At 64.2% G+C, this 12430-nt stretch carries 12 protein-coding genes; 5 read left to right on the top strand and 7 right to left on the bottom strand.

Annotated elements, in window-relative coordinates:
* Positions 1–277 precede the first annotated feature (277 nt).
* Both ACODS1_RS15740 and ACODS1_RS15735 read left to right on the top strand, forming a co-directional pair.
* Positions 278–1045 carry a hypothetical protein gene (locus ACODS1_RS15740; RefSeq protein ID WP_489086399.1) on the top strand — a complete coding sequence of 256 codons (768 nt, stop codon included), beginning with the start codon at positions 278–280 and terminating at the stop codon, positions 1043–1045.
* Positions 1046–1103: 58 nt separating this feature from the next.
* Positions 1104–1766, top strand: coding sequence for a glutathione S-transferase family protein (locus ACODS1_RS15735; RefSeq protein WP_489086398.1), 663 nt, complete (start codon positions 1104–1106; stop codon positions 1764–1766).
* A 19-nt stretch (positions 1767–1785) separates the two neighbouring features.
* Here ACODS1_RS15735 and ACODS1_RS15730 read toward each other — a convergent pair whose 3' ends face one another.
* Positions 1786–2268 carry a GAF domain-containing protein gene (locus ACODS1_RS15730; RefSeq protein WP_489086397.1) on the bottom strand — a complete coding sequence of 161 codons (483 nt, stop codon included), beginning with the start codon at positions 2266–2268 and terminating at the stop codon, positions 1786–1788.
* Entirely contained in the window at positions 2265–3155 is an 891-nt protein-coding gene (locus ACODS1_RS15725) for an ATP-binding protein (protein ID WP_489086396.1), read from the bottom strand. Before ACODS1_RS15725 ends, ACODS1_RS15730 begins: the two co-directional genes overlap by 4 nt.
* A gap of 110 nt (positions 3156–3265) precedes the next feature.
* On the opposite strand from ACODS1_RS15725, the gene ACODS1_RS15720 reads away from it, so the two are divergent.
* The gene (locus ACODS1_RS15720; protein WP_489086395.1) at positions 3266–5572 is read left to right on the top strand and encodes a response regulator; all 2307 of its coding nucleotides are present in this window, start codon (positions 3266–3268) and stop codon (positions 5570–5572) included.
* Here ACODS1_RS15720 and ACODS1_RS15715 read toward each other — a convergent pair.
* The 3 genes from ACODS1_RS15715 to pdxB all read right to left on the bottom strand — a co-directional run bounded on the left by ACODS1_RS15715 (position 5561) and on the right by pdxB (position 7907).
* Positions 5561–6028 carry a MarR family winged helix-turn-helix transcriptional regulator gene (locus ACODS1_RS15715; protein WP_489086394.1) on the bottom strand — a complete coding sequence of 156 codons (468 nt, stop codon included), beginning with the start codon at positions 6026–6028 and terminating at the stop codon, positions 5561–5563. The two genes, ACODS1_RS15720 and ACODS1_RS15715, sit on opposite strands and share 12 nt — an antisense overlap.
* Complete coding sequence (locus tag ACODS1_RS15710) at positions 6025–6510, bottom strand: glutathione peroxidase (protein ID WP_489086393.1); 486 nt, start codon at positions 6508–6510, stop codon at positions 6025–6027. Before ACODS1_RS15710 ends, ACODS1_RS15715 begins: the two co-directional genes overlap by 4 nt.
* Positions 6511–6776: 266 nt before the next feature.
* Positions 6777–7907 (bottom strand): 4-phosphoerythronate dehydrogenase PdxB, encoded by a 1131-nt coding sequence (pdxB, locus tag ACODS1_RS15705; RefSeq protein WP_489086392.1) that lies wholly within the window; start codon positions 7905–7907, stop codon positions 6777–6779.
* A 125-nt stretch (positions 7908–8032) separates the two neighbouring features.
* Here pdxB and ACODS1_RS15700 point away from each other — a divergent pair, with 125 nt between their 5' ends.
* Both ACODS1_RS15700 and ACODS1_RS15695 read left to right on the top strand, forming a co-directional pair.
* On the top strand, positions 8033–9406 hold the full coding sequence (locus tag ACODS1_RS15700) for an MATE family efflux transporter (protein WP_489086391.1): 1374 nt from the start codon (positions 8033–8035) through the stop codon (positions 9404–9406).
* A 42-nt stretch (positions 9407–9448) separates the two neighbouring features.
* On the top strand, positions 9449–10507 hold the full coding sequence (locus tag ACODS1_RS15695) for a DUF3080 domain-containing protein (protein WP_489086390.1): 1059 nt from the start codon (positions 9449–9451) through the stop codon (positions 10505–10507).
* Between the two features lie 109 nt (positions 10508–10616).
* Here the strand turns inward: ACODS1_RS15695 and tusA are convergent, their stop codons facing one another.
* Positions 10617–10868 carry a sulfurtransferase TusA gene (gene tusA / locus ACODS1_RS15690; RefSeq protein ID WP_003460892.1) on the bottom strand — a complete coding sequence of 84 codons (252 nt, stop codon included), beginning with the start codon at positions 10866–10868 and terminating at the stop codon, positions 10617–10619.
* Between the two features lie 211 nt (positions 10869–11079).
* Complete coding sequence (gene rlmM / locus ACODS1_RS15685) at positions 11080–12135, bottom strand: 23S rRNA (cytidine(2498)-2'-O)-methyltransferase RlmM (RefSeq protein ID WP_489086389.1); 1056 nt, start codon at positions 12133–12135, stop codon at positions 11080–11082.
* Between the last annotated feature and the right edge of the window lie 295 nt (positions 12136–12430).

Raw genomic sequence — 12430 nt, 5'->3', positions numbered from 1 at the left:
AACCCCTGTTACCGCCGTGAAAGGGCGGTGTCCTAGGCCACTAGACGAAGGGGACACACCCCGGAACATCAAGCAACTTTCCGGCTTCCTTCGCTTCGCTTTAGGCTTTGCGCTGGAAGTGGCGCGCATTCTATGGAGGCTTTTAGAGGTCGTCAACCTCTCTCTAAAAAATTTTTAAAATCAAAGACTTCAAGCCTGAAATGGAGTTAGCGCTAGGAGCCTCGCAAGCAAGCCACTACACTCGGGCGAAAAGCCAGTAGTCGAGAGGTTCCAAGCAGTGTCCCCACTCGTGATAACCCTGCTGATCATCGGTGGCATCGCCCTGCTGATGGTGATCGCGTACGTCAATCATGCTGTCGAGAACGGCAAGCTCGAGAAGGCCCGCCAACGCGCCGACCTGCTCGACCGCATTCGCCGCTGCCAGGATCTTTCCGAGCGCATGCCCGGTCAGTTGATGACTCCGCGCCTCAAGCTGCTGCTCAGCCAACTGCAGTTGCAGCTCAGCGAGCGCCTGCAAACGCTGGATAAACAGAACACTGAGTTGGGCAAGAGCATCGAAGCGCTGCGCGCTCTGGTCGTGCAGGGCGAATCGATCAGCGTGAACAACCCGCCGCAGCCGATCCTCAACGAAGCCAAGGCCAAGGAAGTACGCTTCATCCTGGAAAACCTGCAAGGCCTGATCACCGGCTCGGTGCAGATCAATCTGCTGCCCATGGGGGAAGGCAAGCTCTGGCTCAAGCAGATTCGCCAGATGCTGGTGCAGGTCTATATAGAGTGCTTCAACACGCTCGGCCAGAGCGCCATGCAACAGAGCCGCCCCGGCCAGGCCCGCCTGGCGTTCGAGCGCGCGGTGCAATACTTGCGCAAGCAACCCGAACCCGCGCTGTATCAGGCCCAGCTCAAGCGTTTCGAGGAACTCCTGGCTCGCGCCAATGCCATGGTGCTCAACGCTCCGCCGCCAGCCGCAGACGAGGCCAGTGAACTCACCGAAGGCCTGAAAGGCCTGGACGACGAAGACTGGAAGAAGAAGAACATCTATGACTGAGCGCCGCTGACCGCGCTCGGCCCTCTTACCCCAAAAGCAGACGACGAGGCCAGACTCCATGAGCATGACCGTATACGGCGCCCCCCTCTCTCCTTTCGTTCGCAAGCTGTGCCTGTGCCTGATCGAGAAAGGCCTGGCGTACGATCTCGAACCGGTCATGCCGTTCAACCCGCCCGACTGGTTCCGCGAGCTCAACCCACTGGGCCGTATTCCCGCCTTTCGCGACGGTGACCTCACGCTCGCCGACTCCAGCGTGATCTGCCAGTACCTCGAAGAACACTATCCGCAGAGTCAGCATCTCTATGGTGAAGATGCAGAGCAGCGCGCCACGGTACGCTGGCTGGAAAAGTACGCCGACTACGAACTCGCACCGCTGTGCACCTTCAGCGTGTTCCGCAACCGCGTACTGAAACCCAGCATGGGTCAGCAATGTGATGAAGAACAGGTGCAGCAAACCCTCGGGGACAAGCTGCCGAAGCACTTCGATTACCTGCAGGCAACCCTCGGCGAGGGGCCTTACTTCCTCGGTGAGCAATGCTCCATGGCAGACCTGGCGCTGGCCTGCCAACTGATCAACATGGAGCACGGTGGCGAAACCCTCGACGCGAGCCGCTGGCCCGCACTGGCCGCGCACTATCAGCGCGTCAAGGCCCGCCCTTCGGTACAACAGGTGCTGCCGCGCGAGCTGCGTACGCTGGAGAAGCTCGGCATCAAGCGCTGACCAACCGGCGACACCCCACTCAGCAATCGCTGGCCGCGAGGAATATTGCGGCCAGCGCTTCGATGCCGGCCTGATCGACCTCACTGAAACGCCCGACCTGCGGGCTGTCCAGATCCAGCACACCGACCAGACGCCCCTCCTTGATCAGCGGCACCACCAGCTCGCTGTTGGACGCACTGTCGCAGGCGATATGACCCGCGAAAGCATGCACATCCTCCACCCGCTGGGTCTGCAGACTGGCAGCAGCGGCACCGCACACCCCACGGCCGAAGGGAATACGCACGCACGCCACCTTGCCCTGGAACGGGCCGAGCACCAGCTCGCCCTTCTTGGCCAGGTAGAAGCCGGCCCAGTTCAGATCGGCCAGTTCGTGAAAGAGAAACGCAGAAAACTGCGCCGCATTGGCGATGAAGTCACGCTCGCCGCTGAGCAGCGCCTGTAATTGCGCACTGAGCAAGCCATAGCCCTGCAGGCCGGCTCCGCTTTCGGAAAGATCGATCATGCGCGCTGCTCCAGCAGTTGCAGGCCAACCCAGTGCCGGGCGAACTGATAGGCACAGCGCCCATTGCGATTGCCACGCCCCAGCGCCCAGCGGATTGCCGCCTTTTCCAATACCTCGTCCCATTCCCAGGCCAGCCCGACCTGCCGCGCCTGAGCCGTCACCCAGTGGCGCACCACAATCAGGTAATGCTCCTGGCTGAACGGATAGAAGGACAGCCACAGGCCGAAGCGGTCGGACAAGGCGATCTTGTCCTCGACAGCCTCGTTCGGATGCAGCTCGCCATCGACCATCTTCCAGTTGTCGTTGTCGCTCTGGCGCTCGGGCACCAGGTGACGGCGGTTGGAGGTGGCATACAGCAGCACGTTGTCCGGCGCCTGTTCCAGGGAGCCATCGAGCACGCTCTTGAGCACGCGATAATCGCCCTCGCCCGCCTCGAACGACAGATCGTCGCAGAACAGCACGAAACGCTGTTCCAGCCCCGCCAGGCATTCCACCACACGCGGCAGGTCGGCCAGGTGATCACGCTCGATCTCGATCAGGCGCAGGCCCGCCGCCGCATGCTCGGCCAGCAGCGCACGTACCAGCGACGACTTGCCGGTGCCACGCGCGCCCCACAGCAAGGCATGGTTGGCCGGCAGCCCGGTGACGAATTGCCGCGTATTGCGCGCCAGTTGCTCACGCTGCGCATCTACGCCGAGCAAATCGCTCAACGCCAGGTCGAGGCTGACGTCCAGCGGCTGCAGAAAACCACTGCGTCCGTCACGCACCCAACGCGCCGCCACGCAGTGGCTCCAGTCCACGTGCGGGCGCAGGGCCGGCAGCAGAGGCTCGATGCGCTCCAGTACCTGCTCGGCGCGGGTGAGAAAATCCAGCAATCGGGAATCCACGATCTACTACTCCTTTTGCGCAGAGCCGCACGTTGCAGGCTCTGCCGGTACAGGGTCGCTATCAGCTATGCTTGGCAAGCGCCCAAGGATCAGAGACGACGCACACATTCATGGATATTTCGCTCACCCATCGCCTGTCATTCAAACAGGCCGGCTTGACCGTTCTGGTGGCGTTCATCCTTGGCACGTTGCTCAGCATCATTCAGGTGGCGATCGATTATGCCAGCGAGGACGCCTCCATCAACCGCGAGATTCGTGCGCTGCTGGAAATCAGCCACAATCCGGCAGCCCGTATCGCCTACAACATCGACGCCGAACTGGCCCAGGAGCTGGTGCTCGGCCTGCTGCGGTCACCGGCCGTCACCCGCGCCGAACTGATCGACAGCAACGGCCAGATGCTCGCCAGCGTCAGCCGTCCACGCGCCGAGAGTCGCTATCGCGTCTTCAGTGACAGCCTGTTCGGCGCGCAGCGCGTATTCCAGGATCCGCTCTATGTCGCCCATTCGCCCAGCGAAGCGCTGGGTGTCCTGCGCCTGGAAGTCGACACCTTCGCCTTCGGCAATCACTTCCTAGAGCGTTCGCTGCTCACCCTGCTCACCGGTTTCGCCCGCAGCCTGTTGCTCTCGCTGATCCTGCTGGTGCTGTTCTACTTCATGCTGACGCGCCCGCTGGTGGACGTGATCGGCGCCCTGAGCCGGCGCAACCCGCAGGACACCGAACACAAACCCGTGCCCTGCCCCAAGGGCCACGAGCGCGACGAAATCGGCATACTGGTGCAGGTCACCAACCGTCAGTTGTCGAACATCGCCGAGGAAATCGAGCAACGGCGCAGCGCGGAAGATCGCCTCACCCAGTACCTGGGCGAGCTGGAGAACATCGTTTCGGCGCGTACCGCCGAGCTCAAGGCCACCAACGTCCGCCTCAGCCAGTCCAACCGCGAGCTGGAGGCGGCGCGCACCACCGCGCTGAACATGGCGCAGGCGCGCTCGGCCTTTTTGGCCAACATGAGCCATGAGATCCGCACCCCGCTCAATGGCCTGCTGGGTATGCTGGCCCTGGCGCTGGACGGCCCGCTCAGCGCCGAGCAGCGCCAGCAACTGGGCATTGCCCATGACTCGGGCAAGGTACTGGTCGAGCTGCTCAACGATATTCTCGACCTGTCCAAGTTCGAGGCCGGCCAGCTCGAGCTGGAAGCCATTCCCTTCGACCTCGGCGTACTGGTCGAGGAAACCGCCAGCCTGCTGTCGCAGAATGCTGCCGCCGCCGTCGAGCTCACTTGCCTGGTAGCCCCCGACCTGCCGCCCCAGGTGGTCGGCGACCCGACCCGCGTGCGCCAGATCGTCAGCAACCTGCTGTCCAACGCGCTCAAGTTCACTCGCTTCGGCCGTGTCGACCTGCTGGTTGAGCATGACGCGGCGGGCATTCGCATCCGTGTTCGCGATACCGGTATCGGCATTGCCGAGGATGCCCAGGCGCGCATCTTCCAGCCCTTCGCCCAGGCCGAGGTGGGGATTACCCGAGAGTTCGGCGGCACCGGCCTCGGCCTGGCCCTGACTCGTCGCTTGTGCGAAGCGATGCACGGCAGCCTGACGCTACAGTCGAAGGAAGGCTTCGGCAGCGAGTTCTGCGCCCTGCTGCCGCTCGCCGGGCAAGGCCAGCCGGCCAGCGTTCGACTCGGCGGCGATATCGTGGCGATGACCCCCAGCAGCAGCGGCCTGCATCAGATGCTCGAACGCTGGCTGCCCGTCTGGGGCCTGAACTACCGACGCCTGGACACCGACGCCAGCCTGTTCGGCGTCCAGACCGACCTCTTGATCAGCGACCGCCCTGAGTGCCTGCTCGGCCTGCGTCCGGCGCTGGACATTCCGATTCTGCTGGTCACCGCCTATGGCAACTTCCTGCCGCAGGAGCAGGCGCAACGCCTCGCCCCGCTGCAGCAGATCGCCCGTCCATTGGCTCGCAGCAGCCTGCTGCAGGCGCTGCGCCATGGTTTGCAACACGACGCAACGGACAACCCGGCACCACACGCCAGCGACAGCCTGGAGAAACGTCGTGCACGCGTGTTGCTGGTCGAGGACAACCCGGTCAATCAAATGGTGGCCAAGGGCATGCTGGCCAAGCTCGGCTGCGAAGTGCTGGTCGCCAGCCACGGCGGCGAAGCCCTGGAGCAACTCGAACAGGAGTCCATCGACCTGGTGCTGATGGACTGCAACATGCCGGTGATGGACGGTTACGAAGCCACGCGGCGCATCCGCCTCAACGGGCGCTGGCCAGAACTGCCAGTCATCGCCCTGACCGCCAATGCCCTGTCGGACGAACGCGAACGCTGCCGCGCCGCCGGCATGAGCGATTACCTGGCCAAACCCTTCCGCCGCGAGGAACTGGCCACTCTGCTGGAGAGCTGGCTACCCGCCTGACGCCTGCAAACGCGCCAGCAGCCGATCCAGACGCTGGCGCAGCCCTTCCAGTTCGACCAGTTCGGCCTCCTCGAACTGACAGATCAACTGCGTCTTGAGCGGCATGACCTGCGCCTGCAATGCCACGCCGCGCTCACTCAGCGCCAGATGCACCTCACGCTCATCCAGCGCCGCACGGCGGCGCAGCACCAACCCGAGAGATTCCAGACGTTTGAGCAGAGGCGTCAGCGTGCCGGAATCGAGCTGCAGGCGCTGCCCCAATGCCTTGAGCGTCGGCTGCGCCGGGGCGTGCTGGTGCCACTCCCACAGCACCAGCATGACCAGGTATTGCGGATAGGTCAGACCGAGGCCATCGAGCATCGGCTTGTAGGCACGGATCACCGCGCGGGAAGCGGCGTACAGCTTGAAGCACAGCTGGTTGTCGAGCTGCATGCCAAAGGTATCGAACGCACTCATTTCAACAGGGCCTCGATCTCGCTGCTCAGCTCTTCGGGCTTGGTGGTCGGGGCGAAGCGCTTGACCACCTTGCCGTCTGCGCCAATCAGGAACTTGGTGAAATTCCACTTGATGCCCTGGCTGCCCAGCAGACCCGGCGCGCGCTTCTTCAGTTGCACGAACAGCGGATGAGCATCGCTGCCATTGACGTCGACCTTCTTGAACAGCGGGAAGCTGACGCCGAAATTCAGCTCGCAGAACTCGGAGATGGCACCCTCGTCACCCGGCTCCTGCTTGCCGAACTGATTGCAGGGGAAGCCGAGCACCACCAGGCCCTTGTCCTTGTACTGCTGCCAGACGCTTTCCAGGCCCTTGTACTGCGGGGTAAACCCGCATTTGCTGGCGGTATTGACCACCAGCACGGCCTTGCCGCCAAAATCGGCCAGGGTCTTCTGCTCACCCTTGATCGTGGTAACCGGGATATCGAAAAGCGCATTGCTCATGGGGAATCATCCTGAATGGGCTGAAAGTGACGAACAAAGTAACGAGCAATTAAATTGCGCGCAATTTAATTATCCAAAGATAAAGCCTGTGGATAACGCACTATCCGTAGGGCGGGTTAGCGGCGCGGCTCACCGTGCTTGCTGCCCCAGATGAGCTCAACGCGCCGCGTAACCCGCCAGCCGATCCATCGCGCTGCATTGAAACCCGGGTTACACCGCACCAGACATCAAACTGATCAACAAGCGTGACGGATGGCGCCCTCTGGCTAAAGAGCGATAGCGCCCAAGGCTCGCACCAGAGCCGCCAGCGGCGCTACATCGCCCTGAATACGCACGCGCAGGCCATCGGTCTCGCGGCGCATCGGGTAATGTTTGCGCAAGCGGTCGAAGGCCGCACGACGCGCCTCGGCATCCCCCACCAGACTGCGGCGAAAGTCCGCATCATCGCGGCGCGGGTCATACACCGCACGGCACAGGCTGGCCAGCGCCCAGGCCGGATCAGCCTGGCCATCCAGGGTGATTTCACTCAGCCAGGGCGCCGGCATAAGATCGTCCAGACGCACCTGCTCAGCCACACCAAGCGCCCGACAGCAAGCCTGGTAGATCTGCGCCGTGCCACGCAGCTTGCCGTCCAGGCTGTAACCGGCGATATGCGGCGTGGCCAGTTGGCACAGCGCGGCCAGCTCGACGTCGGCCTGCGGCTCACCCTCCCAGACATCCAGCACGGCCTTGAGGTCGGTGCGTTGCAGCAACAACGCACGCAGGGCGGCGTTGTCCACCACCGCGCCACGGCTGGCATTGATCAGCCAGGTGCCGGGTTTGAGCGCAGCCAGGCGCGCCACATCGAACAGGTGTCGCGTCGATGTGTCCAGCGGCGTATGCAGGCTGATCACATCGCACTCATTGATGATCTGCTCCAGGCTGACGAAATCGCCCGCCTCGGCGGCCTGCCGCGGCGGGTCGCATACCCTTACCTGCCAGCCGAGGCCACGCAGCACTTCGACCAGACGCCCCCCCACCTGCCCGGCACCGACCACGCCGTAGATACGCCCGGCCGGGTCGACGCCTTCGCGCTCGGCCAGGGTCAGCAGGCTGCCCAGCACATAATCCACCACACCGCGCGCGTTGCAGCCCGGTGCGCTGCTCCAGGCGATGCCAGCCTCGGCGAAGTAATCGAGATCCAAGTGATCAGTGCCGATGGTGCAAGTGCCGACGAAGCGCACGCGGCTGCCCGCCAGCAGCGCCCGATCCACGCGGGTAACCGAGCGCACCAGCAACAGGTCGGCATCTCGTACGTCCTGCGCGCTGATGGCACGGCCCGGCAGACGGCGGATTGCCCCGAAACCGGCAAAGAATTCATCGAGTAGGGGAATGTTTTCGTCGGCGACTATCAGCATGAGGCGGCTCCACGGCAAGGCGCGCATTGTACGCGAGGCGCCAGGCAAACGTCGCATTCAGACTTTTCTGACCGGGGCGTCAAGGCGTAAACTGCGCGGCCTCCCGCCTCCCACGAAGACACGACATGCCCAGCGAAAGCCGCCTGGGGCGCGTGCGCACGGAACTGCGCAACCTGCTCATCCTGGCCACACCGATCATCATTGCCCAACTGGCGCACACCGCCATGGGTTTCGTCGACACCCTGATGGCCGGGCGCGTAAGCCCGCAGGATCTGGCCGCCGTCGCCCTGGGCAACTCGATCTGGGTGCCGGTGTTCCTGCTGATGACCGGCATTCTCCTGGCCACCACGCCCAAGGTGGCGCAGCGCTTCGGCGCCGGTGACGAAGCGGCCATCGGCCCACTGGTACGCCAGGCATTATGGCTGGCCCTGGCCGTCGGCGGCAGCGCCGCAGCCTTGCTGTGGAACGCCGAGGTCGTCCTGCATGTGATGAATGTCGACCCAGCCCTGGTCAACCCGGCCATGGGCTATCTGCGCGCCGTGGCCTGCGGTTTCCCGGCCGTGGCGCTATATCACGTGCTGCGCTGCTGCAGCGATGGCCTCGGCCACACCCGCCCGAGCATGGTGCTGGGTATCCTCGGCCTGCTGCTGAACATTCCGGCCAACTACATCTTCATCTACGGCAAGTTCGGCCTGCCGGCCATGGGCGGCGTCGGTTGCGGCTGGGCGACGGCCCTGGTGATGATCTTCATGCTGATCGGCATGCTGGTGTGGGTGAAGTGGGCGCCCTACTACCGCGCCAGCGCCTTGTTCGCTCGTTTCGATTGGCCGCAGTGGGTGGTGATCAAGCGCCTGCTGAGCATTGGCGTGCCGATTGGCGTGGCGGTGTTCGCCGAATCGAGCATCTTCGCCGTCATCGCCCTGCTCATCGGCGGCCTCGGCGCCACCGTGGTGGCCGGGCACCAGATCGCCCTGAATTTCAGCTCCATGGTGTTCATGATCCCCTACTCGCTGGCCATGGCGGCCACCGTACGGGTCGGCCAGGCACTGGGTCGCGGTCAGCCGCGCGAGGCGCGCTTCGCCGCCGGAGTGAGCATGGGCGCGGCACTGGGCTATGCCTGTCTGTCGGCCAGCCTGATGTTCCTGCTGCGCGAACAGATCGCGCAGATCTACACCCCGGACAAGGCCGTGATCGCAGTCGCAGCGACGCTGATCGTCTATTCGGCGCTGTTCCAGTTCTCCGACGCCATCCAGGTCACCGCCGCCGGCGCCCTGCGCGGCTATCAGGACACCCGCATCACCATGCTGCTGACCCTGTTCGCCTACTGGGGCATTGGTCTGCCGGTGGGCTATGCGCTGGGGCTGTCCGAGCTGTTCGGCGAGCCCAGTGGTCCGAGCGGTCTGTGGCAAGGCCTGGTGGTCGGCCTGACCTGCGCCGCCGCGATGCTCACCGTGCGCCTGGCGCGCAGCGCGCGCAAACGTATTCGCCGCGCCACCTGAGCGCCACTTGGAGCCGGCAATGACGGCGTCTAGACTGGCGACATGACTCGCCTCTTATTCCTGATCAGCCTTTGCCTGCTGGCTGCCTGCCGCCCTGGTGACGACGGCCTGGCGCTGCAGGACGACTACCTGCAGCGGCTCGACAACGCGTTGGAAACCGATGGTTTCGCCGCGTTCGAGCCAAGCAGCCTGAGCCAGTACCGCCTGCCACCACGCCGCGAACGCCTGATCGACGTCCCCGAGCTGCGCATCAGCCTGCTCGACCTGGTCATCGACGCCCATAGCTGCCCTCGCCTGCAGCAACTGATCAGCCAACGCAACAGCAGCCTTGGCAAGCAACTGGTGCCCAGCCAGCGCCTGGGCTACGAGGGCGATCTGCTGCGTGCCATCGACGACTGCCTGCCCTCGCTGCCGCCCGACACGGCGCTCCGCAACACCTTGCAGCAACTGGCAGGCGACAAGCGTCAGCAATTGCCGGCCGTGTTCTGGAATGCGCTCAACGGCAGCCAGGAGTTCGAGCGCTACCTGCGCTTCGCCGACCAGGCCCTGGCCGTCACGCCAAGCGAAGACAGCGCCGCACTCGACGCCCTGGAGCAACTAGCGCGCATCGGCGACGCGCTGCCCGAGCGCCTGCCACCCTCGGCCAGCGAGCTGGAGCCCTTGTTCTTCGCCCTCTATGCCAGCGAACAGGGCGGCCAACTGATCACCAGCCTGGCCAGCCTGCGCCACAGCCTCGACAGCGGCAGCGACCTGCTGGAGCAACGCCAGGCTCGCCGACCGGTCTGCCCGCAAGGACGGCCAACCCCGCGCGGCCGCATTCTGCAGAACATTTTCGTCAAGTTTTACGCCGGCAGTCTGCAGCCCTACCTGGCGCAGGTCGATCAGCGCGGCCAGCGCTGGCAGGCTGCGTTGCAGCACCTGCAGGCCGTGGACGGCATCCCGCCGACCACGCGCGATTACCTGGAGCGCCTGACGGGCGAGCAGGATTCGTTATGGCAGGATTTCCGTGCCGCCACGGCGCGGCACGTCAAGGCTTGGCAGACGCTGCTCAACAGCTGCGGCCTGGCGCCGGGACAGGCGGGATGGAATAGCGAGAGCTAACAAACCGTAGGGCGGGTACAACCCGCCATCACGACCAACGACATCCGCTATTTGGCGGGTTGCACCCGCCCTACGAAAGCCGACGAAGCGAACAGCCCGCCAAAGCCGCCTAATCTGCCTTCTTGCGAATCCAGTACAGGTAGGTGCCGTCTTCCTCGGCCTGGCCGAGCAACTCGTGACCGAGAAACACGCAGAACTTGGGAATATCGCGACGGGTCGAGGGATCGGTGGCGATCACCTTGAGCAGCCCGCCAGGGGACAGGTCACGCACCTTGTTGTGCAGCATCATCACCGGCTCGGGGCAATTCAGGCCGCTGGCGTCGAGCAGGTCATCGTGATTGAGGGTCAGGGCTTCGGACATAAAGGGCTCCACAGGCAGGCGCGCATTGTCGCGCAAAGGAGCCCTGGCGGTCACCTGATGCGCACAACCTTGGATGGGCAGCGCCACCCAGGCATCTGAGGCAAGCTGCCTGCGCTCCAGCCTGCCAGGACGGCGCGCACGCCAGTACCGGGAGGAACCCGGTGCGAAGCGGGAGCCCGGGCCGGACAACGTCCGCGCCCGGCCAGTTACCTCACTTGCCGAGCCGGCGCAGGTGACAGGTGACTTCCTCGCGGTCGTGATAGAGCTGCTTGCAGCCGATGCTGACCTTCATGCCGCGCTCTGCCAGCCCCGCCTCGACGCGGTCGAGCAGGCGCCGCACCTCGGCGTAGCGCTGCTTCATCGGCAGCTTGAGGTTGACCACCGCCTCACGACACAGCCCTTCACCCAACCAGGCCTCCATCATCGCCGCCGTGCGCGCCGGCTTCTCGACGATGTCGCAGACCATCCAGTGCACCGGATGGCGCGGGCGGAAGGTGAAGCCATCGGCACGCTGGTGCACCACGAAACCCGAATACATCAGGCTTTCTGCCATCGGCCCGTTGTCCACGGCGGTGACGCGGATTTCCCGGTTGACCAACTGCCAGGTCCAGCCGCCGGGCGCGGCGCCCAGGTCGACAGCGGTCATGCCGGCGGCCAGGCGCTGATCCCACTGATCACGCGGGATAAAGTGGTGCCAGGCCTCCTCCAGCTTGAGCGTGGAGCGGCTCGGTGCCTCACGCGGGAACTTCAGGCGCGGAATGCCCATCGGCCACATCGCCAGGTTGTCTGCCTCGGCGATGCCGGCGAACACCTCACGGCCGCTCTTGAAGGTCAGCAGCAGGCGCGGCTTCTTGGCATCGTCCACCAGCTTGCCGGCCTTTAGCAGCGCCTTGCGCAGCGGCGCCTCGAACTTCTTGCAGAAGGTCGACAGCTCCTTGCCGTCGTTGGTGTCGAGCACCTCCAGCCACAGGCTGCCGCACACTGGGTAATCGGCCAGGGCTTCGAGCAAAACGCTGATGCGGTCGCTTTCCGGCAGGCTGACGAAAGCACCACGTGCCCACTGACGGGGGAAGATCAGGCGGTTGAAACGGGTCTGACGCATCAGACGCTCGGCACCATCGTCCTCGCTGCAGACGAACTCGGCACAGGCGCTACCGGGTTTGCTCTTCGGGTAGCCAGGCACCTCCAGTTGCGCAGCGAGGTCGGCGATCTCAGCGCACACCTCGCCCTCGAAACCGGGCCGGCAATGCAGAAACAGGGTATTCATCGAACGGACTCCTTGGGCCGGCCATGATACCCGAGGCGGGAACCTAGAGCCTGCTAACCTGTCCAGTGACTATGTGCCAGCAACCTTTGCCACGACGCTGGAACACCGTGAAATGATAAGGCTGCCTGGCGTTCTTGAGCCAAACAGCCACCGACCACGGCCCGAACCGTGTGGGCCTAACAGGCCGTTGAAAAACGTAGGCTAGGCAGGCAAGACAAGGCAAAAATGGCCGAAAAACGCTCGGAGTCGCGTTCGACTTTACTTGCTGTAAATGAGCATTTTGAGGCCATTTTTA

It is taken from the genome of Pseudomonas sp. FG29 (assembly GCF_057809355.1).
The sequence above is the reverse complement of the archived record's forward strand: the minus strand, read 5'-3'. Positions and strand labels throughout refer to the sequence as shown.